Below are 25,467 nucleotides of genomic sequence, written 5' to 3' on the forward strand. Positions count from 1 at the left end.
AACCAGTTCTGAGAACCGTTCTCAACCCTATGCGCCGGAGGGCTCGGTCCGGATCGGGCGAGGCGCCAACTCCGCGTCCGGGGTCTTTGCCCAGGTGGAGAGGGTGCAGCCGCCTGCTGCCGCAGAGTTCTTCACCCGTGCTGCGCGGCCGGCCGCACCCGGCCTGGCCTGGCGCGTACTTGTGCCGGTCGCGCGTTGCTGGTAAGCATTGCCTTGCGAATCTACTCCAGTAGACATTCTGTAGATTCGCTCGCGTGCACCGAGCAGCCATCAAAGGAGAACGCCCTCGTGAGTGACCGTCCGGTGATCCTCGTGTTCGGGGCTATCAACCACGACGAAGTGGCCCGCGTGCCGCGGCATCCGATGCCCGGTGAGACCGTGGTCACCGGTTCGATCGAGTTCTTCCAGGGCGGCAAGGGGGCCAACCAGGCCTACGCGGCCGCGAACGCCGGGGGATCACGTGTCTCGGTCCAGATGGTCGGCGCCGTCGGCGACGACGCGGCTGGACAGGCCGCTGTGGACTCCCTGGCGGCCGCAGGCGTCGACACGACGCTCGTGAAGCAGGTCATCGACCGGCCGACCGGGCGCGCCTACATCACGGTGAGCGACGACGGCCAGAACACGATCGTCGTGGGCCTCGGGGCGAACGCCTACGTGTCGCCGAGCAACCTCGTCCTCGCTCAGCGTCCCGACGTGGCCGTCGCTCAGACCGAGCTCGGTTCCGCAGCGGTCGAGGCGCTCTGCGCGTTCGCGGTCGAGGTCGGCGCCCGGCTGATCATCAACGACGGACCGGCGGTGCCGCTCAGTGTGGCCGCGCTCCGGGCCGCGGACCCGCTGGTGGTCAACCAGCACGAGGCGCTCGACCTGATGGGGCTCGACACGTGGGAGGGCGAGCAGGCGGCACTGGCCGCCGAGCTCCGCGCCCGTCACGACGTGAGGTCGGTGATCATCACCCTCGGCAGCGAGGGCTCCGTCGTCGCCGATGCCCACGGGGCGCGGGCGCACCCTCCTGTCGCCGCGCGTCGCGTGGTCGACACCACCGGGGCCGGCGACACGTTCGTCGGCGCCCTTTCCGTTGGCCTCGCCCTGGGCGAGGACATCGATTCCGCAGTCGCGCTCGCCTCGGCGGCCGCGGCCCGGTCGGTCGAGTGGAAGGGGGCCAGAGCACCACTGGCGCCCCCTGCCGGCGGCCGACGAGCTCGGCAGGCCGGCCTGCCCGCGCACTGACCCGAGATCCTGCACACCCTGAAAGAAGTGAGACAAACATGCGAAGGCAATACCGCTACATAGCCGTGGCAGTAGCTGCGGCGTCCGTCGCCGCCGGCCTCACCGCCTGCTCGGGAGCGACCGGTGCCGACGGCGGCCCCGTGTCGATCACCTTCCTGACCGCTGACCCGCAGAAGAACCTGCAGCCGGCCATCGACGGTTTCGAGAAGGCCAACCCGAACATCACGATCGAGTACGAGTACGTGCCGTTCGACCAGTACAACAACCTGATCGAGCAGCGGATCGGGAGCGGCGACGCCGGTGTCGACGTCTATGCCGTGGACTCCGGCGCCGTCGGGGCGCTCGCCAACAAGGGCTACCTCGAAGACCTCACGGACGACTTCGGCGACCAGGTGGCGTCGGAAGCGCTCCCCGCGACGGCGGAGGCCAACACCTTCGACGACAGGCTGTGGAGCGTACCGATGTGGACGTCGGCGCAGTTCCTCTACTACAACAAGGACCTGCTGGACGAGGCAGGCGTCCCGTACCCCTCGTCGGACGTCAGCGACGCCACCACCTACCAGGAGCTGCTGGAGAACGGCAAGAAGGCCCAGGCCTCCGGTGCCAAGTGGGGTCTCCTGTTCGACCAGATCAACCGGTACTACCAGCTGCAGCCGGTGATCGAGTCGGCCGGCGGTGGATCCGGTGTGACCGGTGACGACCTGCTGACCGCCGACCTCGCCAACGAGGGCTGGGTCGAGGCGATGACCTGGTACGCCCAGCTCTTCGAGGACGGCGTGGCACCGCGCGGTGTCGCGACCGAGCAGATGCCCGCGCTGTTCGCCAGCGGACAGGCCGCCTACATCGTGAGCGGCCCGTGGCAGGCGACGGCGAACGCCGCTGAGGGCAAGGTGAACTACGGCGTCGCCGCCAACCCGGTCTTCGAAGGCGGTGAGCCGGCCATGTCGACGGGCTCGTGGAACGTCGGGATCAACCCAGCGACCGACGAGATGGAAGCCTCAAAGGCGCTCGTCGAATACCTGGGTCTGACGAAGGACGGCAACACGGCGTCCGCCGAGGCAGGCGGGATCGCGCCCACCTTCACCGCGTCGTTCGACGGGTTCGTGAAGGGCCTGGACGAGCGCGACGCCCCCAACACCACGGGGATGGGCGCCCTGACCTCTGAGCAGCTGAACACCATCGCCGTCAACCGGCCGAACTCACCCGGGTTCACGCAGATGACCGACGTGACCGGTCGCGCCTTCGAGGACATCCGGAACGGGCAGGACGTCGAGGACACCCTGAGCGGTGCCCAGGACGAGCTGCAGGGCCTGTGGGACCGCCTCAGATGACCACCACCGAGACTCGGGCGGGCCGGGTGGTGGGCACTGAGCCCGCCACCCGGCGCCGCCGGCGCGGCTCCGGCCTCTGGAAGGTCGCCCTGGTCTTCCTGGCGCCCACCCTGGTGCTGCTGCTCGTGCTCCGCATCATCCCAACGGTCGGCGCACTCATCGAGAGCTTCCAGCGCAGCGCCAGCCGCATCGCACCGCCGCGGTTCGTCGGGTTCGACAACTATGTCGACCTGTTCGCCGACGGCGACTTCGTCCAGGTGCTCGCCACTACCGGGCTGTTCCTCGTCATCATCATCCCGTTCCAGATCGCGCTCGCCGTGCTGCTCGCTGTGCTGCTGAACGAGCGGTTCCCCGGCCTGGGGTTCGTCCGTGCCTTCATCTTCGTCCCGGTGGCGGCGCCTGCCGCTGTCGCCACCGTGATCTGGGGCGTCGCGTTCCAGCCGCAGGGGCCCATCAACGCGGTCATCGAGGGGATCGGCCTGCCCGGCCAGCCCTTCCTGACCTCGCCGGACCAGGCGCTGATGTCGATCATCATCCTGATGTCCTGGATCGGCGTCGGCTACTGGACGCTTTTCCTCGTCGCAGGCATGCAGGACATCCCGACAGAGCTGTACGAGGCGGCCTCGCTCGACGGCGCCGGCTGGTGGCGGGCGTTCTTCTCGATCACGCTGCCGAACCTGCGTCGCACCCTGTCGTTCGTCATCGTGGCGAACACGGTCTCGAGCCTCATCGCCTTCGTCCCGGTCGCGATCCTCACCAAGGGCGGCCCGGCCGACAGCACCCGGCTGATCATGTACGACACCTACAACAACACGTTCGTGCTCGGTGACGTGAACCTCGGCCAGGCCGAGGTGACCATCCTGCTGATCGTGCTGGTCGCCGTCACCGCACTGCAGTTCCGGCTCCTCGGACGGGAAAAGTAATGGCCGCACTACCCAACCGGATCGGCACCACCCGGCCGCGCCGCATCATCGTGGCGATCGTGGCCTGGTTCGTGGGCATCCTGTTCGCGCTCCCGCTGCTGTGGATGCTCTCGGGCAGCTTCCGTACGGCCGGCGACATGTTCGCGTCGGTGTACCCGCTCAGCCCAGCGATCCTCGTGCCGCAGACCTTCACGCTGGACAACTACACGACCCTGCTCGCCGGGCCGTTCGGCCTCAGTGTCTTCAACTCGGTCTTCGTCACCGCCGTCACCGTGGTGGTCGGGCTGCTCCTCAGCGCGATGGCCGCCTTCGCGCTGGCACAGATGAAGTTCCGGGGCGCGAACGTCGTGTTCGCGGTCATCGTGCTGAGCTTCCTCGTACCGTTCGACGCGATCGCCGTGCCGCTCGCGAACGTGTTCCGCGACTGGGGGCTGTCCAACACCTATGTCGGGCTCATCCTCCCGGGCATCGCCAACGGGTTCGCGATCTTCGTGCTGCGGCAGTTCTTCCTCGGCGTGCCGGGAGAGCTTGCCGAGGCCGCGCGGATGGACGGGCTGTCGTGGTGGGGGATCTTCTGGAAGATCTACCTCCCGCTGTCCCGGCCCGCCCTGATCGGCGCGGGCTTCACCCTGTTCCTCTTCCAGTGGGGCGCCTACCTGTGGCCGCTGCTGGTGGGAACCTCGCCCTCGGTGATGCTCGGCCCGATCGCCCTGGCCAACCTGGCGACGTCGCAGCAGGTCGACTTCGGCGCCATCTTCGCCGGAGCGGTCCTCCTCACGATCGTCCCGCTCGTACTCCTGCTGGTCTTCCAGCGCCAGTTCACCGCCTCCCTCGCCTCCACCGGTAGCAAGGGCTGACAGAAGGAACCATGAACCTCTTCCTCGACACCGACATCGGCTCCGACGTCGACGACGCCCTCGCTCTCGCCCTCGTCGTCGGCTCGCCCGAGCTCCAGCTCGACGGCGTCTCCACCGTCTACGGCAACACCCGGCTGCGTGCGCAGCTCGCCAGCCGCTACCTCCGGCTCGCCGGCGCGGGATCGCCGCCCGTCGCCGCGGGCGCCGAGGCGACGCTGAGCGGTCGCGAGGTGTGGTGGGCCGGTCACGAGGGCGGTCTCTTCGCCGACCTCGACACCGAGCAGGTGGGGGAGGACGGCGTCGACATGCTGGTGCGCGCCGTCGCGGACGCCCCCGGCACGGTGGACGTGCTGGCGATCGGCCCGCTCACCAACATCGCGAAGGCCCTGGACGCCGACCCGGCGTTCGCGTCGAACGTGCGCCGCCTCGTCGTGATGGGTGGTCACTTCGGGGACGGCCGGACCGCCGAGCACAACATCCGGTGCGACGTCACCGCCGCGCAGCGGGTCTTCTCGTCCGGTCTGGACATCGTCGTCGGTGGTCTCGACCTCACGACGAAGGTCTGGCTGGACTCCGCCGACGTCGCGCAGATCGCCCGGTCCGGTGCGTTCGGTGACGTCATCGCGCAGGAGACCAAGGTCTGGTGGGAGTTCAACCACGAGGACCGCAACACCCCGCACGACGCGATCCTCGCGCTCTGGATCGCGATGCCAGAGCTGTTCACGGCGCAGCGCGTCTCCGTGACGGTCGACGACGAGGGCAGGACGATCGAGCAGCCGGACGAGGCAGGCCTGGTCCAGGTGCTCGACGTGCCTGACCCGCAGACGGTCCGCCGCGAGATCGTGCGTCGGATCGTCGCGGCGTCCGCCCAGGGAGCCGAGGCCCGATGACCACCTCGATCGTGCCGGTCGAGTACGACCGGAGCGTCGTCAGCGTGGGCATGGTGCACCTCGGCGTGGGCAACTTCCACCGTTCGCACCAGGCGATGTACGTCGACCGGCTGCTACGGGACCCGGCGCAGTTCGACGCCGCACGGTCCTGGGGGATCTGCGGTGTGGGCGTGCTCCCGTCGGACGCCCGGATGCGCGACGCGCTCAGGAGCCAGGACCACGAGTTCACTCTCGTCGAACGCCATCCGGACGGTTCGGCACCCGCGACGCGGATCGGCTCGATCGTCGAGTACCTGCACGCACCCGACGAGCTCGACGCCGTGCTCGAACGGCTCGCGGACCCCGGTGTCCGGATCGTCTCGCTGACGATCACCGAGGGCGGGTACAACATCAACGACGTGACGGGGGAGTTCGACACCACGAACCCGGCGATCGTCGCCGACGCCCGGCCGGGAGCGGCCCCGGCGACCGTGTTCGGCATTCTCGTGGCAGGTCTTCGCCTGCGCAGCGAACGCGGCGTCGCGCCCTTCACGGTCATGTCGTGCGACAACGTCGAGGGCAACGGCGACACCGCCCGCCGGAGCGTCACGGCGTTCGCCCGCCTCGTCGACCCGGAGCTCGCCGCATGGATCGACGCGTCGGTCGCTTTCCCGAACAGCATGGTCGACCGGATCACGCCGGTCACCACCGACGCCGACCGCACCTGGGTCGGTGAGCGGTACGGCGTCGACGACGCCTGGCCGGTGCTGTGCGAGGACTACGTGCAGTGGGTGCTCGAGGACGAGTTCACGCTCGGCCGCCCGCCGTTCGAGCAGGTCGGCGTTCAGCTCGTCGAGGACGTCCGGCCGCACGAGCTGATGAAGCTGCGCATGCTCAACGCGAGCCACCAGGCGCTCGCCTACGCGGGCATCCTGTCGGGCTACGACTACGCGCACGACGGTGCGTCGGACGGAGTGATCGCCGACTTCCTGCGCGCCTACATGGCCCGTGAGGCGGTGCCCACGCTGGACCTGGTGCCCGGCGTGGACCTGGCGGAGTACCGGGAGCGGCTCGTCGAGCGGTTCGCGAACTCGTACGTCAGGGACACCCTGGTGCGGCTCGCGACCGACGCGTCCGACCGCATCCCGAAGTTCGTCGTCCCTGTCGCACGCGAGCTGCGTGCGACGGGCGCGGACGCACCGCTGTGCGCCGCCGTCGTGGCGGGCTGGGCGTGCTACGCGGAGCGCACGATCGCGCGGGGCGGCACGCTGCCGGACCGGCAGCAGGCCGCGGTGCGTGCCGCGGTGGCACACCTGGACACCGACCCGGTGGAGTTCCTCCGCAACCGTGAGTGGTTCGGCGACCTTGCCGACGACGTCCGGTTCGCCGCGGACTTCGTCACCTCGCTCACCGCCCTGCGCGGTTCGAACGACCCCCGTCCCGAGCTCGCGCGGCTGACGCGATGACGGGACCACTCGACACCGTGCGAGCCCACGGCCTCCCCGATCCGCTCGACGCCCTCGTCGACAGAGCCAGCGCCCTCGTACCGGCCGAAGGCCGAGCAGTGCTGGGCATCGCGGGCAGCCCCGGTGCCGGCAAGACGTCGCTCGCCGTCCGGCTCACCGAGCTGCTGAACGCCCGGTTCCAGGAAGGGCGCGACGGATCGCCCGGTCCGTTCGCCGCACACCTGCCGATGGACGGGTTCCACCTCGCGGAGTCCACGCTCGGCCGCCTCGGCCGGCTGGACCGGAAGGGCGCGATCGACACGTTCGACGGTTGGGGCTTCGTGGCGCTGCTGGAGCGCCTGCGTGCGGAGACCCAGCACACGGTCTACGCGCCCGGCTTCGACCGGCGCGTCGAGGAGCCGATCGCCGGCGAGATCGCCGTCGAACCCGGGACGCGCCTCGTCGTCGTCGAGGGCAACTACCTGCTCGCCACGGACGACCCGTGGGCTCGGGTCAAAGGCCTTCTCGACGAGTCGTGGTTCTGTTCCACCGCGGACGACGTGCGGGCGGACCGCCTGGTCGCCCGCCATCAGGAGGGTGGACGCTCGGAGGAGGACGCACGTGCGTGGGCCGAGGACGTGGACCGGCGCAACGCCGTGCTCATCGAGGCAACCAGGTCGCGCGCCGACCTGATCGTCTCAGGGGACGGCGCCGGCGTGCCCGGTGGGCGCTCTACAGTAGGGGGATGACCAGGGCCAATCGTGACGACGTCGCGCGTCTCGCCGGCGTCAGCACGGCAGTCGTCAGCTATGTGATCAACAACGGCCCTCGCCCCGTCGCTCAGGCGACCCGTGAACGCGTGCTGGCGGCGATGGACGAGCTGAGCTATCGGCCCAACGCGTCGGCCCGGGCGCTGAAGCTGGCTCGCACGAGTGTCATCGGCCTGCTGATGAGCGACATCACCAACCCGTTCTTCTCCGAGTTCGCGATGTTCCTCCAGGGGCAGGCGCATGCCCGTGGCTACGGCCTGATGATCGCCAACACCCGGCAGGAGAACGCTGAGGAGACCGCAGAGCTGCAGAGCATGCTCGCGCGCGGGGTCGACGGCATCGCTGTCTACGGCGCCCGTCGACCCGAGACCCTGTCGGCCATCGTGCGGTCGGGCGTCAGGGCTGTCTCGATGGACTGGCACCTGACGGCATCCGACGTACCGTCCATCGGCATCGACGACTACGGAGCGACGACACAGGCCGTCGAGCACCTGCTGGGGCACGGCCACTCCGAGGTCGCCTTCATCGCCGGTACCGACGACCTCACCCTCCGTGTCCGGGCGTGGTCCGACACGATGCGGACCCGCTGCACCCCCGAGCGCCTGGCGCAGCTGCGGGTGACGGGCGACTTCACGCGCGAGGGCGGTTACGACGCCGCTACGACGCTGCTGGAGCTGCCGGACCCGCCGCGCGCCATCTTCGTGTCCACGGACGTGCAGGCCTTCGGCGCGCTCGCCGCCGTGAGGGACCTCGGGCTGAGCGTTCCCGCCGACGTCGCGATCGTCTCCTTCGACGGTACCAACGCGTCGGCGTTCACCTCGCCGCCGCTGACGGCCATCCGGATCCCGCAGGACAGGATCGCCCAGCTCTGCATCGAGAAGCTGACCTCCGTGCCCTCCGCCGAGCCGATGCACAGCACGTTCCCGCACGAGCTGGTCATCCGCGAGAGCTGCGGATGCCACCCACGCTCCATGTAGCGAGGCGTTGACACGCGGGCTTCCGTCACAGTTCGTTCGCCTGCGCGACCCCTGGCGAGCTCCGCGCACCCCGACCACCATGGTGGGAAGGCAATCCTGGTGGAGCCGACGCCGGGACGGCAGCCTGCCGTCATGGGCGGGCGAGAGCGGGGAGGGCGAATGGCTTCCACGACTGTGGCCGACGGCATCGTCGACCGGCTGATCGACTGGGACGTGGCGCGAGTGTTCGGGTACGCGGGCGACGGGGTCGACCCGATCCTCGCCGCGCTCCGCCGCAAGGAGGACCGCATCGAGCTGGTCACCGCGCGCCACGAGGAGATGGCGGCCTTCATGGCGACCGGCAACGCGAAGTACGGCGGCGGGCCGGGGGTCTGTCTCGCAACCCAGGGACCCGGTGCCATCCACCTGCTCCAAGGACTGTACGACGCCAAGCTGGACCGTAGGCCCGTGGTCGCTCTCGTGGGGCAGGTGGTGAGCACCGCGCTCGGTTCCGGCTATCAGCAGGAGGTCGACCTGCACACCCTCTTCAAGGACGTGTGCGCGCAGTACCTGCAGGTCGCGGCATCCCCGCAGCAACTACCGCACGTTCTGGACAACGCCTTCCGCACTGCCCTGGCGACGTCGAGCCCGGTCTGCGTGATCGTCCCGCACGACGTCCAGCAGGCGCAGGCCCCGGAGCCGGGTCAGCAGGAACACGGGATCGTGGTGTCGTCGACGGCCTATGCACGGCCACGGACGATTCCCGATGTCGACGACCTGGAGTCCGCGGCGGACCTCCTCTGCGCCGGCCGGCGGGTTGCGATCCTGGTCGGCCAGGGAGCTGCGGGCGCAGAAGGGCCGCTCCGCGAGATCGCCGAGCGCCTCGGCGCGGGGATAACGACGTCGCTGCTCGGCAAGCCGCTGCTCGACGAGTCCCTCCCGTACCACTGCGGCGTCATGGGCCACCTGGGCACCACGGCGTCGGCCGATCTCATGGCGGGTTGCGACACCCTGCTCATCGTCGGCAGCAACGATCCGTGGACCGAGTACTACCCCGCACCAGGGCAGGCCAAGGCCGTGCAGGTGGACGTGGCGGCTCGCAACATCGGCACGAAGTTCCCCGTCGACGTCGCACTCGTCGGCGACGCGGTGAGCACGCTCAACGCCCTTGTTCCGCTGCTGCCCGCGCAGGCTGGCTGGCGGCCCGAGGTCGAGCGTTCGGTCACGGCGTGGCGTGAGGTGGCCGGGCAGCGCGTCGCGCAACGGCCGTCCCGGCTCAACCCGCAGCTCGTCGTCCATGAGCTGTCCGAGCACCTGCCCGCCGACGCGCAGGTGGCCGTGGACGTCGGGTCGGTGACCTACTGGTACGCGCGGTTCCTCCGGCTGCCTCCCGGCGTGCCGGCGCACCTGTCGAGCACGCTCGCCTCCATGGGCTCCGCGATGCCGTACGGCATCGCGGCGAAGCTGCTCCACCCTGACCGTCCCGTCGTCGCCCTCGCCGGAGACGGCGCGATGCAGATGAACGGGCTGTCCGAGCTGATCACGGTCGCCGACCGGTGGCGCGGGTGGGCGGACCCGCGCTTCGTCGTCCTGGTCCTGAACAACGGCGACCTGGCGGAGGTCAGCTGGGAGCAGCGGGAGATGGAGGGCGACCCGCGCTTCCCGACGTCGCAGGCCGTGCCGTCGTTCCCGTACGCCGCCTACGCGGACCTGCTCGGGCTGCGGGGCCTCCGGGTCGAGGATCCCGCACGGGTCGGCCCGGTGTGGGCCGAGGCACTGGCGGCCGACCGGCCGGTCGTCGTCGAGGCGGTGGTGGACCCCGACGTCCCGCTCCTGCCACCGCGTCAGCCGGAGCAGAAGGTACGCCAGACCCTGCGCGCGCTCGAGCGAGAGGCCGAAGGGGGTCAGGCACACGAGCTGCTGCGCGCACAGCGAGCGCACGAGGAGGCCAGATGACGCAGTTTTCGCTCCGGCCTCCTCGTGTGTCCCTCCTCGTGTGTCCCTCCTTGTGTGTCCTCTGCCTGCTGGTGGGCTCTTCAGGTTCGGCTATTCCTTGTGGAGCGCGTCCTTCACGACGCCCATGGCCTTCTCGACCGACTCGGCCCTGCCGGTGGTCCCGTGGAAGCGCACGTCGGGCTTGGTGGGCGGGGGCGCCGGCACGCCGGCCGGCGGCTCGGCCAGGTATTCGAACTCGCCCTTGCCGTCCGGGGTCGGTCCGCTGGCCCAGCTGCCCTCTGCGGCAGCTTGTCCATCGGAGAAGTTGATGTACTGGTAAGAGGCTTCGCGGTCTTCCTTGCTGGCCGGGAAGGTGCTCGGCACAGGCAGGTCCTCGACGCCTTCCTCGCGCAGCTCCCGTGCCGCGGCGATCCACTGGTTCTGGTGCATGGTGTCGCGTGCCAGGAGGAACGACAGCAGATCCCGGACGCCCGGGTCGTCCGTCATGTGATAGAGCCGGGCCACCTGGAGCCGGCCTTGCATCTCGGCGTTCGCATTGGAGGTGAAGTCGGCGAGCAGGTTCCCGCTCGCGGTCACGTAGCCGGCACTCCACGGGTTGCCGTTGGAGTCGACGGGCCGGGCCCCGGCGCCTGACACGATGGCGTGCTGCGGGTCTGTCCCGCCGATGATCGCCGCGATCGTCGGATCGTCCTGCATGGCGCCCTCGGTGACACCGAGCGGTGCGTTCTCGAGCAGCTGGGCGATCATCGTCGCGAGCATCTCGACGTGGCCCATCTCCTCGGCACCGATGCCGTAGAGGAGGTCGCGGTACTTGCCGGGCATGTGCGCGTTCCAGGACTGGAAGCCGTACTGCATGGCGACGGTGATCTCGCCGTACTGGCCGCCGAGCACCTCCTGCAGCTTGCGGGCGTAGACGGCGTCGGGCTTCTCTGGCTTGGCGGCGTGCTGCAGTTCCTGGCGGTGGAAGAACATGCTGGTACTCCCTCAGGTTGCCTGTCATGTGGTCCGCTCGTCACAGGCGTGGACCAGGCGGTCCACCACCGCACCGAATGGCGTCTCCACTGTCGTCACCGGCGAGACTCACTCGCACACGGGCATGAGGCAGGGTGCAGACACCGCGGCTGCCCAGAGGAGCACACGTCGAGAACACATCGAAGTGGAGCCGGCGTTCGCTGTTGACGGCTGCAGCAGATCTTCCGATCCCTGCCACGTCGTCGGCGCTGACCCACTGGACCCCCCGACGACGCGCCAGTTGAGGGCAAACAGACGCCGGTGCAAACTCGACGTCGGGTCCCGCGCACCGCAAGACCTCGTGTCTTGGCGGTCGCGGGACTCGCCACCGGAGTTGGCGAAGAAGTGATCACCGGCGCGGCTCGTCACGCCCGAGGACGACGTCCGCCGGCGAGCGCGCCGGCCCCGGCGGCTACCTGGTCGTCGTCTCGAGCTCCGTGACGATCCGGTCGGCCGCCGCCCAGAGCTCCCGTTCCCGCTCGGGGTCGTACGACTCGTCCGACGACGGCTCCACCCGGTCCCTGTTGACGTACGAGCCGGTCGGCGCGGCCACAACGCCGAGGGCCACGTCGGCAAGCTGTTGGCCGGCCACCGACGCGCTGTTCGTCAACGGTGTCAGGTTCAGCACGGGGAAGATCCGGCGCATGAGAAACCGGCTGACCGGACCGGCGTCGCGCGCCAGTCCGGTCGCCGGGACGAGGCTCGGGTTGAACGTCACGATCCCGACGCCGGCAGGCAGCCTGCGCGCGTACTCGTGGGCGAGGTAGATGGTGCCGAGCTTGCTCGTCGAGTAGGCGCACCTGCCTCCGGTCGCGCGGTCCGACGCCGGGTAGGCGCCCGTGCGCGCGAGCACCTCCGGGGCCTGCCACCGAGGTGCGGGGACCATGCCGAGCGTGTGGGCGAAGTCGCCGAAGTGGGTGTCGCTCGTGGTGATGACGATGCGGGCCGGGGCGACGAAACGGTCCATCAGGGTCCGGAGCAGCACATGGTTGGCGAGCAGGTTCACCGTGAACGTCGCCTCGTACCCGTCGGCGCCCTCCGTGCGTGCGTTCGTGTACTGGATGCCCGCGTTGCCGACGAAGCCACGCAGAGGCGGCAGGTCCCCGCGGTCGAGCCGTGCCGTGATCGTCCGGGCGGCCGCCCGGACCTCCGCGAGGGATCCGAGGTCGGCCGAGACGTGCGAGACCCGGGCGGCACCCGTCCCGGGCAGGGCGGACGCCAGCTCAGCGGCCCGGCGTTCCCCCGACGTGCCGCGGCCGATCAGGACGAGGTGGACGTCGGGGGCGTCGCGAAGGATGCGTTCCGCGGCGACCCGGCCGATTCCTCGGGTCGCACCGGTCATGACGATCGTGTGCATCGTGGCTCCATGGTGTGGTGGTTCGTGCTGACGGGTCCTACGGTCGTCGCCCGTCAGGAGGTCGACCAGCACCCTGGGGAGCCTGTGGATCCGCAGTACCCACGCTGTCCCGGCGTCGGGCTGTCACGATGGTGGGCATGACGACGACCGGGCTGACCTTCGGGGCGCTGGTGCACCGGTGGCGTGACCGGCTCTCACCGGTCGACGCCGGCCTGCCCCGCTCGGTCCGGCGTCGGGCACCGGGACTTCGCCGGGAGGAACTGGCCCAGCTCGCCGGCCTCTCGGTCGACTACGTGCTGCGGCTGGAACAGGGCCGGGCCACCCGGCCGTCGGTGCAGGTGGTCGCGTCGATCGCGCGGACGCTGCAGCTCTCCCGGGCCGAGCGTGACCAGCTGTACGCGGCAGCGGGCCACCTGCCGCCGCGCGACGGCACGGTGAGCCGGCACGTCCCGGCGAGCGTCCAGCGGCTGACGTCCCGGCTCGGGGACTACCCCATAGCTGTGTTCGCCGCCGACTGGACGCTGCTGTGGTGGAACACCGTGTGGACGGCCCTGCACGGCGACCCGACAGCACTCCCTGAGGGCGAACGAAACCTGGCCCGTACGGTGTTCGGCTCCGGGCGCGGGCGGGCGGCGTTGCGGCCGTCGGTCTCGCAGGCCGGCCAGGACGTGTTCGCCGCCGCCGTGGTGGCCGACCTGCGCGAGGCGGCTTCCCGCTACCCGCTTGACGAACAGCTCGGCGCGCTCGTCGCCGAGCTGCGGCGCGAGTCGGCCCTCTTCGACCGGCACTGGACGACGGGCGAGGCCGCCAGGCATCTCGCGGACCGGAAGACGATCCGGCATCCGGAGGTCGGCGACGTCACGCTCGACTGCGACGTCCTGCTGGTACCCGACGCCGACCTACGCGTCGTGACGTACACGGCCGCCGAAGGCAGCGCGGACGCCGGACGGCTCGACCTGCTCCGGGTGATCGGCGTCCAGAGCGTCGCGCCTGCGACCTGATCGGCGCGCGCAGGCCACGGGCGACGACCGGTGCCGGACCGTGCCTCGCTGTCCGCCCGGCGAGGTCACGCGAGCACCGAATCCATTGAATTCCTCGACAGCACTCCTTTGTGATGGGGAGCTGATGTCCGACACCGTAACCACGTGCGGAATTCGTTCAAGACCTTCTGTCGAATTGTGTCGAGGCTTGTGCAGAACTTCCGTCATTCTATTGACGTAATGAGAATCGGCTTCTCATCCTGGCGTCGTGGCAAAGACGACACTCCGTTCGCAGCGATCTCCGCGCGCACAGCACGAGGCTCAGGTGCTGGACCTGCTCCGTGTGCAGGGCAGCGCGAGCCGTGCGCAGATCGCCGCAGGCACAGGCCTCTCGCGGGCGACGATCTCGGCGATCACCGCCAACCTCCGACGATCCGGGCTCATCGTTCGTTCGGATGCGGTCGTGGAGACCTCTGGCGTCGGCAGGACCCCGGAGCGGCTGACGTTGAACCCCGGTTCCCGCGTCATCGTGGGTGTGGAGTTCAGCCACACCCGCGTGACGGTGGTGGTCTGCGACGTGACCCATCGGGTCCTCGGGTCGAGGGTGCGCGAGCACAACCATGACGAGCCGTGGGAGCGGCGGCTGGCAACGGCGATCGGCTTCATCGACGCGCTCGTCGTGACCCCGCTGACGCTGATCGCCATCGGGTCGGGCGTGCCCGGTGCGATCTCGGAACGTCCCAGGGTCGTGGAACGTGTCGAACGGTGCCTCGGGGACAGGTACCGGGTGCCGGTCCGTGTGGAGAACAACGCACGCCTTGCCGGGCTCGCCGAGTTCTCCTGGGGAGCGGGACGAGACATGCCGGACCTGGTCTACCTCCGGCTCTCCGAGGGCGTCGGGGGCCTGCTGATCGTGGACGACGAACCGCGGCTGGGGAACACCGGTTCCGCCGGCGAGTTCGGGCACGTCTGCGTCGATCCGAACGGGCCGGTCTGCCGGTGCGCGAACCGGGGCTGCCTCGAAGCGTATGTCGGGCTGGGTGCGGTGCTCGCCCGCGCCGGCGCAGCGTCCGTCGGCGACCTGACGGAAGCTCTGGACCGCGCAGAACCACGGGCGCTGGCCGTCACCACTGATGCGGGTGCCCGGATCGGACTGGTCCTGGCGAACACGTGCAGCATCCTCGACATCTCCTCCGTGGTCCTGGGCGGTGCACTGGCGCAGGTCGGTGACCGCCTCGTGCGCGCGGTGCGACAGATGGTCGTGCGCCACGCGCACGGCGGTGGCACCGAACGGCTGCAGATTCGCACGGCCGAGCTCGGCAACCTCGATGGTGCGCTCGGCGGCGTCGCGCTGGTCCTGCGGGACCGCTCGATCCCGGTCGGCCGTCGCTCGACGTCCAGGTCGGCACACGACGAGAACGTACTGACGGCGTGACCGCGTCCGCGCGGCCGCGGGCGACAACTTCTACCACCGGTTTTACCACTGGATCGCGTCGATGTACCCGGTCGGAGAGATGGACGACGACGTCTCTCTGAGCTCCTTCGACCAGGTGCACGACTGATCCCCGAACGAACAGGAAACGACCATGACCAGCAGCATGCACGGCGCCAGCGGAGTCGCCGCACCCTGGGGTGGGGCCTTCGAGATGAGACGACGCGGGTTCCTGGGAGCCGTCGGCGTCGGTAGCCTCACGGCGATGCTCGCCGCCTGCACCGGTGGCGGGCAGTCGGCCGAGGAAGCCGCGCAGGATGACGGCACCCTGCAGTGGTGGGACCAGTTCCGCCCGTTGACGGGGATGCTCGAGGCCAGTCTGTTCGAGCCGTACATGAAGGCGAACAGCGGTGTCACGATCGAGCGGCGCCAGATGGAGGGGGACGACCTGGCGCAGGCCATCCAGGTCGCTCGCCGCAGCAACCAGATGCCGGACGTGCACTCCCTCGCAGGTCTCCAGGCGACACCGGCGGCGCTGGTCAGCGAAGGCTGGTTCCAGTCGGTCGGCGCACACGCCGACTTCGAGGGCAGCGCACTGGGCGACCAGCTGTTCGACGGCATCCACCGCTTCGACGGCGAGGTGTACTCGGTGCCGTTGTTCTCGGGGCGCTTCCACGAGGCCACGCCGTGGGTCAACACGGAGCTGGTGGGCAGGGCCGACATCGACCCCGCCGAGAGCCCGGCCACGTGGGACGACCTGCGCGCCACGGCGAAGCGGATCACCGACAAGACCGGTGTCCATGGTCTCGTGATCCCGCTGAAGGAGGTCCCGTACCTGACGACCCTTGTGACCGCGCTCGCGCAGAGCGCCGGGGCGCCCGGGACGATCGACTGGCGGACGGGGGAGTACGTCTTCAGCTCGCAGCCGTTCGTCGACGCCCTCGAGTTCCTCGTGTCGTTGCAGGAGGACGGCGTCGTCCACCCGTCGTCGGCGTCCATGGGGGCCAGGGACGCCCGCGCACGCTGGGCGGCCGGCGAGGCGGGCATCTACCCGTGGGGCCCGTGGATCATCGGCGGCCTCATGGTCGACGAGCCGGAAGCGGTCGAGCGCGGGATCGACGCGTGGCGCCTGCCGGGCGCCGAGACCACGCGCAACCCGATCGGCCGCGGCCCAGGGGTCGGGGTGTTCTGGGTCAACAAGGAGTCGCAGCAGGCGGCAGACGCAGCGGAGCTGCTGCTGCAGATGAGCTCCAGGGAGTTCCAGGTCCAGCTGGCCTCGGCGATGGACCAGCCGCCGGCCCTCATCGACGTCGTCGCGGAGGCCGACGTGCACCCCGCCTACGCCCGCAACATCGAGCATCTGGCCAAGGACGTGCGCATCGCCCCGGTGCCAGAGGCGGGCAACCCGTCGACGTGGCGAGTGGCCGCCGAGATGAAGGACATCCACCCGAACCTGGGGGAGGTGGCGCAGGCAGTCCTGACCGGCAGCGGCGGCGGCATCAAGGCCGAGCTGACGAAGCTCAACGACGCCATGAGCGCCGAACGCGACCGGGCCATCAAGGTGGTGCAGGACGACGGCGCCGTCGTCGGCCTCGAGGACTGGGTCTTCGCCAACTGGGACCCGGCGACGGACTACGACCAGGCCGCCTACGCGGCGCGCTGACCCATGACGATCACGACCTCCGCGCCGCCGTCCGCACCCGGCACGAACGGGCTCGCGCGTTCCGCACACCCCAAGCGGAAGCGAGGCTTCCGCGAGATCTGGTGGATCTACGTCTTCCTGCTCCCGACCCTGCTCGGCTACGGCGCCTACACCATCTACCCGCTGCTGGCGTCGTGGTGGTACGCGCTGCTCGACTGGCCGGGCTTCGCGGTGTCGGGCCAGTTCGTCGGTCTCGAGAACTTCGAACGGCTCCTGACCGACGTCCAGTTCTGGAACGCGTTCGGCAAGTCGTTGCTGTTCCTGGTGATCGCCGTCCCGGTCCGCGTGGGCCTGGCGCTGCTGCTCGCGCTGTGGCTGAACAGCAAGCGCACGCCGTTCTCGGGCTTCTTCCGGACGCTGTTCTTCCTCCCCGTGGTGACGACCGGCGCGATCATCGGCGTCGTCTTCACGCTGCTGCTCGACGCGAACGGCCCGATCAGCCTCGGGCTGGTGTGGGCGGGGTTCACGGAGAGCCCGACGAACCTCGTCGCGAACGCGGGCACCTCCCTGTACGCGGGCATCGCGGTGTGGGTCTGGAAATGGCTCGGCATCACGATGATCTACTGGCTCGCCGCGCTGCAGACCATCCCGCAGGACGTGCACGAGGCCGCGATGCTCGACGGTGCGAACGGGCGCAAGGAGTTCTGGCACGTCACGCTGCCGCTGCTCGTGCCGTTCCTGGTCATCATCACCCTCATCGACACCGTCAGCGCGCTCAACGTCTTCGACCTGATGCAGACGCTGACCGCGGGTGGTCCCGCCTTCTCCTCCGAGGTGATCGAGATCTTCATCTACCGCACTGCCTTCGCCGCGACGGTTCCGGAGCTCGGCTACGCGTCTGCCGCCGCCGTGCTGTTCGGCCTGCTGACGGTGGTCCTCGCGGTCGCACAGGGCGTCGGCGTGCGGTGGGCACGCGCCCGGATGGGAGGCGGATCGTGACCGCGACGGACACACGAACGGTGACACAACGACGGAGCGGCACGCGTACGCCCGCCCGGCTCGGACGCCGCAGGCCGCTGCGACCGGGACGGATACTGACCTTCGTCGGTCTGCTCGTCCTGTCGCTGGTGTGGATCTACCCGTTCATCTGGCTGCTCTCCGCCTCCGTGAAGGACTCGTCCGAGATCTTCGGGAGCGGGCTCGACCTCATCCCCGACGAGTTCGTGTGGGAGAACTATCTGCGGGCCTGGACCGAGGCCGGGTTCGCGTCCTACTTCGTCAACACCGTGCTGATCACCGCGGGGACGGTCCTGGTGGTGGTCGTCCGCAGCGCTCTCGCGGGATACGTGCTCGGCAGGTACGACTTCCCAGGGAAGAAGCTGCTCATCGGGGTCTTCCTCGTGACGTTCTTCCTGCCGGAGGGATACACGATCATCCCGGTCACGCAGCTGACCGACCAGCTCGGTCTGCTCAACACCCACGCCGGTGTGATCCTCGGGCTCGGTGCCGGCGGGCAGATCGCGTCCACCCTGCTGTACGCGGGGTACTTCCGCGGGTTGCCGAAGGAGCTCGAAGAGAGCGCGAAGCTGGACGGTGCGGGCCCGTTCCGCACGTTCTTCCAGATCATGATGCCGATGGCCTGGCCGATCACGGCCACCGTCGTGATCCTGACCTTCCTGTTCGCGTGGAACACCTACCTGCTGCCGCTGGTGTTCACCCTGAGCGAGCCGGACCTGCGCACCCTGGCGATCGGGATGACCGTGTTCGTCGGTGAGTACGGCCAGGACTGGTCCGGAATGGCGGCAGCCGCCGTGATCTCCCTGATCCCGGTGGTCGTCGTGTTCGTCGTGCTCCAGCGCAAGTTCGTCGACAGCATCGCGGGAGCCGTGAAGCAGTGAGCGCGGTACTGAGCGCAGAGCTGAGTGCAGTACAAGCCGCAACCCACAGGAGGAAACCACCTACATGCCGACCAACGACAGCACCGCACGACGTGAGGCCCGCGTCACCATCGACACGATGCGGCCACTGGGGACGATCGACGACGGTGTCTACGGCCACTTCCTCGAGTCCGCGTTCTTCGGGAACATCGACGGCGGTGTCTTCGACGAGGGGTCGCCGCTGTCGGTCGGTGAGCCGGGCCTGCTGAACGGCGTCCGCAGCGACGTCCTCGAGCTGGTCCGCGACCTCGCGGCCGGCCCGATCCGGTGGCCGGGCGGGAACTTCACCTCCGGGTACCGATGGGAGGAAGGCATCGGTCCGCGCGACGAACGCCCGACCCGGCTCGACCTCGCCTGGGGCGACACCGAGACCAACCGGTTCGGCACGGACGAGTTCCTCGCGTGGACCGAGGCGGTCGGTGCCGAGCCGTACCTGGTGCACTCCTGCCGCGACGTCGACGAGGCGGTGCGGTGGGTGGAGTACACCAACGCCACCCAGGACACCACCCTCACCCGGGCCCGCCGGACGAACGGCCGGGAGCAGCCGTGGAAGGTCCGCTACTGGGGTGTCGGCAACGAGGTCTACGGCCCCTGGCAGATGGGGCACCGGACCGCCGAGGAGTACGGGGTCGCCGCCCGCGAGCACGCCCGGTTCATGCGGCTGGTCGACCCTGAGCTAAAACTCATCGGCGTCGGGATCCCGTGGGACCAGGAGCACTGGACACGCGCGGCGCTCGAGCACGCGGGGACGTACTTCGACTACCTCTCGCTGCACCTCTACGGCGCGACGACGCAGCTGTGGACCGGCGACGACTACGAGAACATCGTCGCGCAGTCGCTGTACTTCGAGCAGGGCATGAGCACGTACTCCCGCCTCGTCACCGGGCTCGCCGACCAGCTCGGTCTGGCGAAGCCCCCGCAGATCGCCCTCGACGAGTGGACGATGCGCCACCTCGAGCCGACGTCCTGGTCGGCGCCTCTCGCCGGCGCCGACGGCGGGGTCGCGGCGCGCGAGACGCCCGGGGTCGGCGGGTGGCCCGACGGGCTCCGGGTGAACCGTTACGCGCCGCGCACGGTGGGCGACGCGCTGTTCAGCGCAGGGGTCTTCCACGCGATCCACCGCACCACCGGGCACGACACGGCGGTGACGATGGCGAACCCCGTGAACCTCGTCAACGCGAACGGCATCGTCGTCGCCCGCCCCGGAGGCGCGTTCGGGTCCGCCCTGTATCCCGTGTGGCACCTGTACGGCCGGCACCTGGGACGCATCGCGCTGCGCGCGGAGGTGGACGGACCCTCCCGGACCGCGTCGGTCCCGCAGGGCGACAACCGCCTGCCGTCCGGAGGGCTGCAGACCGCGACCATGACGGTGCCGTACATCGATGTCTCGGCCACCCGCGCCCAGGACGGGACCGTCCGGGTCGCCGTCATCAACCGGCATCGCGACGAGGCGATCCGGTTCCGTCCCGTGCTCGACGGGCAGGCGGACCGCACGCCTCGGTCCGCGCTCGTCCGCAGCATCGGCGCGGATGCCGAGGTCACGTCGTCGAACAGCCTCGGGGCGCCGGACGTGGTGGGCGTCCGGGACCTCGGCCGCGTCGAGGCGACGGACGGTGGCTGGCTGATCCCGCCGCACTCGGTCAACGTGCTGACCCTTGACCCTGATGGGCACTGAGATGGGCACTGAGATGGGCACTGAGATGAGCGCTGACCTGGGCGCTGACGTGCCGCGTCCGAACATCCTGCTGATCAGCACCGATCAGCAGCGGTTCGACATGGTCGGGGCGTACGGGAACCCTGCCGTGTCGACACCGAACCTCGACCGGCTCGCCGAGCAGGGTGTGGTCTTCGAGAACTGCTACGTCCAGAACCCTGTCTGCGCGCCGTCGCGAGCCAGCCTGATGACGGGTCAGTACGTGTCCGCGCACGGCCTGCACGCCAACGGCGTCGACCTGGCACCGGACAAGGAGCTGTTCTCCCGGCATCTCGCGGACGCGGGATACGACTGCGGGCTGGTGGGGAAGCTCCACCTCGGTTCGGCCTTCGCCGGGCGCACCGAGCCGCGCCTGGACGACGGGTTCCGGGTGTTCCGCTGGGCGCACGACCCGTATCCGGGCTCGTCCGAGAACGCCTACCACCGGTGGCTGAGGGCCCGGCACCCCGACCTGTACGCGGCGGCGCTGGACGAGCGCGCGAAGTTCGATGCCATGCCGACCCAGGCGCACTACAGCCACTGGATCGGCGAGGAGACGATCGACTTCCTCCGCTCCGACCGGGAGAAGGACAAGCCGTTCTTCTTCGTGGCGAACTTCTTCGACCCGCACCACGGCTTCGGTGCCCCCGACGAGTACCTGCGCCGCTACGACGACGTGGACCTCCCGCCGGTCGTCACGCGCCCCGGCGAGCTCGACAGCAAACCTCCGGTGCAGACCGAGGCGTCGCACGCGTCGTACGGCGGGCACGCCCGCGGCTACACCTCGTACAGCGCCGAGGAGCTGCACGAGGTCCGCAGGGCGTACTACGCGATGGTCTCCCTGGTCGACGACGAGGTGGGCCGCATCCTCGACGCGCTCGAGGACGAAGGGCTCGCCGGGAACACCGTCGTCGTGTTCACCAGCGACCACGGCGAGATGCTCGGCGACCACCAGCTCATGCTCAAGGGCCCGTTCATGTACGACTGCGCGGTCCGCGTACCCCTCGTCGTCCGGTGGCCCGGCGTCGCGCGCCCGGGAGACCGACGCGGCGAGCTCGTGCAGTGGATCGACCTCGCACCGACGCTCCTGCAGGCGGCAGGCGTTGACGTACCGGCGTCGGTCCAGGGGGACAGCCTTGAGCGGCTGATCCGCGGTGGAGACGGCGACTGGCGCGACTGGGCGCTGTGCCAGTACCGCGACAGCGGGCACCCCGACGACCCCGCCGTGCACGTGACGATGCTGCGGCACGACCGGTGGAAGCTCGTGGTGCACCACGGAGCGCCGGCGTCGGGCCGCGCCCGGACGGGTGAGCTGTACGACCTGGAGGCAGACCCGGACGAGCTGACGAACCTGTGGGAGGACGGCGCCGCCTGGCCCACACGTGCGAACCTGCAGGAGAAGCTCATCGACGTCCTGGTGGCTGTCGAGGACCGGAGCAACCGCCGGCTCGCCCACTGGTGACCGCAACACCCGAGGACGACACGAGGACGACACGACGACGAGGGGAACCGACGTGACCGATCTGGACTACCCCCGCCCGATGCTGGTCCGCCCGCGGTGGCAGGACCTGACCGGGCCGTGGGGGTTCGCGACCGACGCAGAGGACCAGGGGGTGCGCTACCGATGGCATCAGGACGCCGCACCGTTCGACCGGACCATCACCGTGCCCTTTCCTCCGGAGAGCGAGCTGAGCGGCATCCACGACCCGGACTGCCCCTCCGTCGTGTGGTACCGCCGCGAGGTGTCGCTGGACCGCGTCCCCGGTCCGGGGGAACGGCTCCTCCTGCACTTCGGGGCGGTCGACTACGTGGCGCGGGTGTGGGTCAACGGCGTCCGGGTCGGTGACCACGAGGGAGGTCACACGCCGTTCACGCTCGACGTCACGGAAGCGCTCGTACCCGCCGGTGGGCAGGTGATCGTCGTGCGGGCCGAGGACGAGCGGGACGACCCGTCCCAGCCTCGGGGCAAGCAGGACTGGCGCACGGAGCCCCACGGGATCTGGTACCACCGCACGACCGGGATCTGGCAGCCGGTCTGGGCAGAGGTCGTACCCGACCTGCACGTGCGGGCTGTGCACTGGACGCCGGACGTCCCCGGCGCGGCGGTGGTGTGCGAGGTCGAGCTCTCCCGCGTGCCGACGTCGCCGGTGACGGTCCACGTGACGGTGACGCTCGACGACGAGGTGCTCGCGGTCCAGGCCTTCCGCACCGGACGCCGCCGCGACCGGTGGGCGATCTCGCTCCCGGCGGCCCGGCACCAGATGGAGCTGGCGCGGCTGCTGTGGAGCCCGGAACGTCCCACCCTGCTGGACGCCGTCGTGGAGGTGCGCGACGGCGACCAGGTCGTCGACGCGGCCCGGTCGTACGTGGGGTTGCGGAGCGTCGGCATCAAGGACGGCCGGTTCCTGCTCAACGGGCAGCCCCGCTACCTGCGCCTCGTGCTCGCCCAGAACTACTGGCCGGGATCCCATCTCGCTGCTCCGTCGGCAGAGGCGCTGCGCCGCGAGGTCGAGCTCGCCAAGGAGCTCGGGTTCGACGGGGTCCGGATCCACCAGAAGATCGAGGACCCCCGGTTCCTGGCCTGGTGCGACCGGCTCGGCCTGGTCGTGTGGGACGAGCTGCCCAGCGCGTACGAGTACTCGAACCGGATGGTGGAGCGACTGACCCGCGAGTGGCTGGAGCTGGTCGAACGAGACCGCAGCCACCCGAGCGTGATCACGTGGGTGGTGTTCAACGAGAGCTGGGGCGTCTGGCACGGGCTCGACGTCGAGGCCCAGCGGTCCCTGACACGAGCGCTCTACCATCTGACCAAGTCGCTCGACCCGGACCGGCCGGTGATCTCGAACGACGGGTGGGAGCACACCGAGAGCGACATCTGGGGCCTGCACGACTACGCCCCGACCGGGGAGCCGTTCCGGGAGCGCTACGCCGACCGGGACGGGATGGACCGGATCCTCGGCGACCGGCCACCGGCACGCCGCACGGCGCTGCTCGGTGACCCCGTGTACCGCGGACAGCCCGTCATGCTGACCGAGATCGGCGGCACCAGCCTCCGCCCGCGCGACGACGAGGCATGGCACGGGTACGCGACCGTCGCATCGGCCGGGGAGCTGAAGGAGCGCGTTCGAGACATCGTCGACGCGGTGCTCGACAGCCCGGAGGTGGCGGGGTTCTGCTGGACGCAGCTCACGGACACCGAGCAGGAGACCAACGGGCTGCTGACCGCCGGGCGCGAGCCGAAGATCCCGTTCGAGGAGGTCCGCGCGATCCTGCACCGGCCGGCCCGCTCGGTACCGGCCGAGGCGATCGACGCCGCTCGACGCGAGGCGAGGGAGTAGCACCGGCCGAGAGCTGCCGAGCTCGTCGTCCTGTTCCACGTACGTCTCGAAAGGCCGCTCTCGTGTCTCGTCCCATCTCGCGTCCGAACGTCGTCCTCGTCCTGGCGGACGACATGGGGTTCTCCGACATCGGCTGCTACGGCGGTGAGATCTCCACCCCGAACCTGGACCGGCTGGCGGCGCACGGTGTCCGCATGGCGCAGTTCTACAACACCGCCCGGTGCTCACCCTCCCGCGCCTCCCTGCTGACGGGGCTGCACCCGCACCAGACCGGGGTCGGGGTGCTCACCTACGCCGACCTGCCCGACGCGTACCCGGGGGTCCTGAACGACCGGTGCGTGACCCTGGCCGAAGTGCTCGGAGCCGCGGGGTACTCGACGTGGATGGCCGGCAAGTGGCACCTCACCGGTTCGCGTGCGGAGCCCGACGCCGCCTGGCCGACACGGCGTGGCTTTCACCGTTTCTTCGGCACGATCGACGGTGCGGCGAACTACTTCAACCCCACGTCGTTGCACCGCGACGAGACCCCGGTGCCGGAGAGCGAGCTTCCCGACGACTTCTACTACACCGAGGCGATCGCCGGCGCCGCCGTCGGCTTCATCACCGACCATGCGACCGGCCGGGCCGACGACCGGCCCTTCTTCCTGTACACGGCGTTCACCGCCCCGCACTGGCCGCTGCACGCACCCGACGACGACGTCGCCGCGGTCGCCGGCCGGTACGACGCCGGTTGGGACGTGCTCCGGGCACGGCGTCACCGGCGTCTCGTGGACGAGGGGATCCTCGACCCGGCCTGGACCCCGAACGACCGCGACCCGGAGGTCCCCGCGTGGGCGGACACGGAGCACCGCGCGTGGGAGGCGCGCCGGATGGAGGTCTACGCCGCCCAGGTCGAGGCCATGGACCGCGGGATCGGGCGCATCGTCGCGGCCCTGGACGACGCCGGCGAGCTGGACGACACCATCTTCCTGTTCCTCTCCGACAACGGTGGGTGCGCCGAGGGCCAGGGCGCCGGGTACATGGACGAGGTGGGGGACCGGATCGACTCCATGCGCGTGCGCACACGCCGCGGCGAGCGGATCTACCGTGGCAACGTGCCCGGGGTCCTGCCCGGCCCGGAAACCACCTACGGCAGCTACGGCAGGGCATGGGCGAACCTGTCCAACACCCCGTTCCGCGAGTACAAGCACTGGGTCCACGAGGGCGGCATCGCCACCCCACTGGTCGTGCACTGGCCGGCGGGGATCGCCGAGAGCGGGGTGATCCGTCAGCAGCCGTTCCAGCTCCCCGACATCCTCGCCACCGTGCTCGACGCCACCGGCGTCGACTACCCGGGCTCCGGCCCGGACCGTGGCCCGGACACCGGCCAGGACTCCGACCCGGACCGTGCCCCGCTGCCGCCGGAGGGACGCAGCATGCTCGACGCGTGGCGCACGGACCGCACCGACCCGGGGCACACGCTGTACTGGGAGCACGAAGGCAACGCGGCGCTGCGACGCGGACGGTGGAAGCTGGTCCGCAAGTACCCCGGTGACTGGGAGCTCTACGACATCGAAGCGGACCGCACCGAGACCAGGGACCGGGCAGCGGACCATCCGGAGACCGTGGCGGAGCTCGCTCGCGCCTACCAGACCTGGGCGGACCGGTGCGGCGTGCTGCCCCGTGACCAGGTCATCGCGGTGCGCGACGCCCATCCGTCGTGGATCGCCCGGCAGCGCTGACGCCCGACCTTCGCGGGAGCTG

20 protein-coding genes are annotated in these 25,467 nt (G+C 70.1%); 18 read left to right on the top strand and 2 right to left on the bottom strand.

Going from position 1 to position 25,467, the window contains the following annotated elements; all coding sequences use genetic code 11:
- Positions 1–288 precede the first annotated feature (288 nt).
- From ACFS27_RS16775 to ACFS27_RS16815, 9 genes are all read left to right on the top strand, one after another.
- Entirely contained in the window at positions 289–1,227 is a 939-nt protein-coding gene (locus ACFS27_RS16775; RefSeq protein WP_377185079.1) for a PfkB family carbohydrate kinase, read from the top strand.
- Between the two features lie 65 nt (positions 1,228–1,292).
- Entirely contained in the window at positions 1,293–2,558 is a 1,266-nt protein-coding gene (locus ACFS27_RS16780) for a sugar ABC transporter substrate-binding protein (RefSeq protein WP_377185081.1), read from the top strand.
- Positions 2,555–3,481, top strand: coding sequence for a carbohydrate ABC transporter permease (locus ACFS27_RS16785; protein WP_377185083.1), 927 nt, complete (start codon positions 2,555–2,557; stop codon positions 3,479–3,481). The genes ACFS27_RS16780 and ACFS27_RS16785 overlap by 4 nt, the downstream gene beginning before the upstream one ends.
- On the top strand, positions 3,481–4,338 hold the full coding sequence (locus ACFS27_RS16790; RefSeq protein WP_377185085.1) for a carbohydrate ABC transporter permease: 858 nt from the start codon (positions 3,481–3,483) through the stop codon (positions 4,336–4,338). The genes ACFS27_RS16785 and ACFS27_RS16790 overlap by 1 nt, the downstream gene beginning before the upstream one ends.
- An 11-nt stretch (positions 4,339–4,349) precedes the next feature.
- The gene (locus ACFS27_RS16795; RefSeq protein ID WP_377185088.1) at positions 4,350–5,228 is read left to right on the top strand and encodes a nucleoside hydrolase; all 879 of its coding nucleotides are present in this window, start codon (positions 4,350–4,352) and stop codon (positions 5,226–5,228) included.
- The gene (locus ACFS27_RS16800) at positions 5,225–6,673 is read left to right on the top strand and encodes a mannitol dehydrogenase family protein (RefSeq protein ID WP_377185090.1); all 1,449 of its coding nucleotides are present in this window, start codon (positions 5,225–5,227) and stop codon (positions 6,671–6,673) included. The genes ACFS27_RS16795 and ACFS27_RS16800 overlap by 4 nt, the downstream gene beginning before the upstream one ends.
- A complete protein-coding gene (locus tag ACFS27_RS16805) occupies positions 6,670–7,401 on the top strand; it encodes a nucleoside/nucleotide kinase family protein (protein WP_377185092.1) in 732 nt (243 codons plus the stop codon). The genes ACFS27_RS16800 and ACFS27_RS16805 overlap by 4 nt, the downstream gene beginning before the upstream one ends.
- A complete protein-coding gene (locus ACFS27_RS16810; protein WP_377185095.1) occupies positions 7,398–8,399 on the top strand; it encodes a LacI family DNA-binding transcriptional regulator in 1,002 nt (333 codons plus the stop codon). The genes ACFS27_RS16805 and ACFS27_RS16810 overlap by 4 nt, the downstream gene beginning before the upstream one ends.
- 159 nt (positions 8,400–8,558) lie before the next feature.
- Entirely contained in the window at positions 8,559–10,334 is a 1,776-nt protein-coding gene (locus ACFS27_RS16815; RefSeq protein ID WP_377185097.1) for a thiamine pyrophosphate-requiring protein, read from the top strand.
- Between the two features lie 90 nt (positions 10,335–10,424).
- Here ACFS27_RS16815 and ACFS27_RS16820 read toward each other — a convergent pair whose 3' ends face one another.
- Positions 10,425–11,306, bottom strand: a complete 882-nt coding sequence (locus ACFS27_RS16820) for a manganese catalase family protein (RefSeq protein ID WP_377185099.1) — start codon at positions 11,304–11,306, stop codon at positions 10,425–10,427.
- Between the two features lie 451 nt (positions 11,307–11,757).
- Positions 11,758–12,702, bottom strand: a complete 945-nt coding sequence (locus tag ACFS27_RS16825) for an SDR family NAD(P)-dependent oxidoreductase (protein ID WP_377185101.1) — start codon at positions 12,700–12,702, stop codon at positions 11,758–11,760.
- A 137-nt stretch (positions 12,703–12,839) separates the two neighbouring features.
- Between ACFS27_RS16825 and ACFS27_RS16830 the strand changes: the two genes are divergently transcribed.
- The 9 genes from ACFS27_RS16830 to ACFS27_RS16870 all read left to right on the top strand — a co-directional run bounded on the left by ACFS27_RS16830 (position 12,840) and on the right by ACFS27_RS16870 (position 25,445).
- Positions 12,840–13,703, top strand: coding sequence for a helix-turn-helix transcriptional regulator (locus tag ACFS27_RS16830; protein ID WP_377185103.1), 864 nt, complete (start codon positions 12,840–12,842; stop codon positions 13,701–13,703).
- A 247-nt stretch (positions 13,704–13,950) separates the two neighbouring features.
- Positions 13,951–15,117 (top strand): ROK family transcriptional regulator, encoded by a 1,167-nt coding sequence (locus ACFS27_RS16835; protein WP_377185105.1) that lies wholly within the window; start codon positions 13,951–13,953, stop codon positions 15,115–15,117.
- A gap of 151 nt (positions 15,118–15,268) precedes the next feature.
- Positions 15,269–16,777 carry an ABC transporter substrate-binding protein gene (locus tag ACFS27_RS16840; RefSeq protein ID WP_377185107.1) on the top strand — a complete coding sequence of 503 codons (1,509 nt, stop codon included), beginning with the start codon at positions 15,269–15,271 and terminating at the stop codon, positions 16,775–16,777.
- A 3-nt stretch (positions 16,778–16,780) separates the two neighbouring features.
- Complete coding sequence (locus ACFS27_RS16845) at positions 16,781–17,755, top strand: carbohydrate ABC transporter permease (RefSeq protein ID WP_377185109.1); 975 nt, start codon at positions 16,781–16,783, stop codon at positions 17,753–17,755.
- Positions 17,756–17,775: 20 nt separating this feature from the next.
- Positions 17,776–18,654: a carbohydrate ABC transporter permease gene (locus tag ACFS27_RS16850; protein WP_377185111.1), complete on the top strand. Its 879-nt coding sequence runs from the start codon at positions 17,776–17,778 to the stop codon at positions 18,652–18,654.
- Between the two features lie 64 nt (positions 18,655–18,718).
- On the top strand, positions 18,719–20,368 hold the full coding sequence (locus tag ACFS27_RS16855) for an alpha-L-arabinofuranosidase C-terminal domain-containing protein (protein ID WP_377185113.1): 1,650 nt from the start codon (positions 18,719–18,721) through the stop codon (positions 20,366–20,368).
- A gap of 25 nt (positions 20,369–20,393) precedes the next feature.
- Entirely contained in the window at positions 20,394–21,848 is a 1,455-nt protein-coding gene (locus ACFS27_RS16860) for a sulfatase family protein (RefSeq protein ID WP_377185115.1), read from the top strand.
- Between the two features lie 52 nt (positions 21,849–21,900).
- Positions 21,901–23,724, top strand: a complete 1,824-nt coding sequence (locus ACFS27_RS16865; RefSeq protein ID WP_377185117.1) for a glycoside hydrolase family 2 protein — start codon at positions 21,901–21,903, stop codon at positions 23,722–23,724.
- A 62-nt stretch (positions 23,725–23,786) separates the two neighbouring features.
- A complete protein-coding gene (locus ACFS27_RS16870; protein WP_377185119.1) occupies positions 23,787–25,445 on the top strand; it encodes an arylsulfatase in 1,659 nt (552 codons plus the stop codon).
- Positions 25,446–25,467: the final 22 nt, after the last annotated feature.

This window comes from Promicromonospora vindobonensis (assembly GCF_042685865.1).
Taxonomy (GTDB): domain Bacteria; phylum Actinomycetota; class Actinomycetes; order Actinomycetales; family Cellulomonadaceae; genus Promicromonospora; species Promicromonospora vindobonensis.

Bases quoted from the DNA above. Each gene is read 5' to 3' on its own strand.
- ACFS27_RS16785 (WP_377185083.1), top strand. From the start codon at position 2,555: ATGACCACCACCGAGACTCGGGCGGGCCGGGTGGTGGGCACTGAGCCC.
- ACFS27_RS16800 (WP_377185090.1), top strand. From the start codon at position 5,225: ATGACCACCTCGATCGTGCCGGTCGAGTACGACCGGAGCGTCGTCAGC.
- ACFS27_RS16855 (WP_377185113.1), top strand. From the start codon at position 18,719: ATGCCGACCAACGACAGCACCGCACGACGTGAGGCCCGCGTCACCATC.
- ACFS27_RS16795 (WP_377185088.1), top strand. From the start codon at position 4,350: ATGAACCTCTTCCTCGACACCGACATCGGCTCCGACGTCGACGACGCC.
- ACFS27_RS16805 (WP_377185092.1), top strand. From the start codon at position 6,670: ATGACGGGACCACTCGACACCGTGCGAGCCCACGGCCTCCCCGATCCG.
- ACFS27_RS16845 (WP_377185109.1), top strand. From the start codon at position 16,781: ATGACGATCACGACCTCCGCGCCGCCGTCCGCACCCGGCACGAACGGG.
- ACFS27_RS16810 (WP_377185095.1), top strand. From the start codon at position 7,398: ATGACCAGGGCCAATCGTGACGACGTCGCGCGTCTCGCCGGCGTCAGC.
- ACFS27_RS16860 (WP_377185115.1), top strand. From the start codon at position 20,394: ATGAGCGCTGACCTGGGCGCTGACGTGCCGCGTCCGAACATCCTGCTG.
- ACFS27_RS16830 (WP_377185103.1), top strand. From the start codon at position 12,840: ATGACGACGACCGGGCTGACCTTCGGGGCGCTGGTGCACCGGTGGCGT.
- ACFS27_RS16815 (WP_377185097.1), top strand. From the start codon at position 8,559: ATGGCTTCCACGACTGTGGCCGACGGCATCGTCGACCGGCTGATCGAC.
- ACFS27_RS16820 (WP_377185099.1), bottom strand. From the start codon at position 11,306: ATGTTCTTCCACCGCCAGGAACTGCAGCACGCCGCCAAGCCAGAGAAG.
- ACFS27_RS16825 (WP_377185101.1), bottom strand. From the start codon at position 12,702: ATGCACACGATCGTCATGACCGGTGCGACCCGAGGAATCGGCCGGGTC.
- ACFS27_RS16790 (WP_377185085.1), top strand. From the start codon at position 3,481: ATGGCCGCACTACCCAACCGGATCGGCACCACCCGGCCGCGCCGCATC.
- ACFS27_RS16840 (WP_377185107.1), top strand. From the start codon at position 15,269: ATGACCAGCAGCATGCACGGCGCCAGCGGAGTCGCCGCACCCTGGGGT.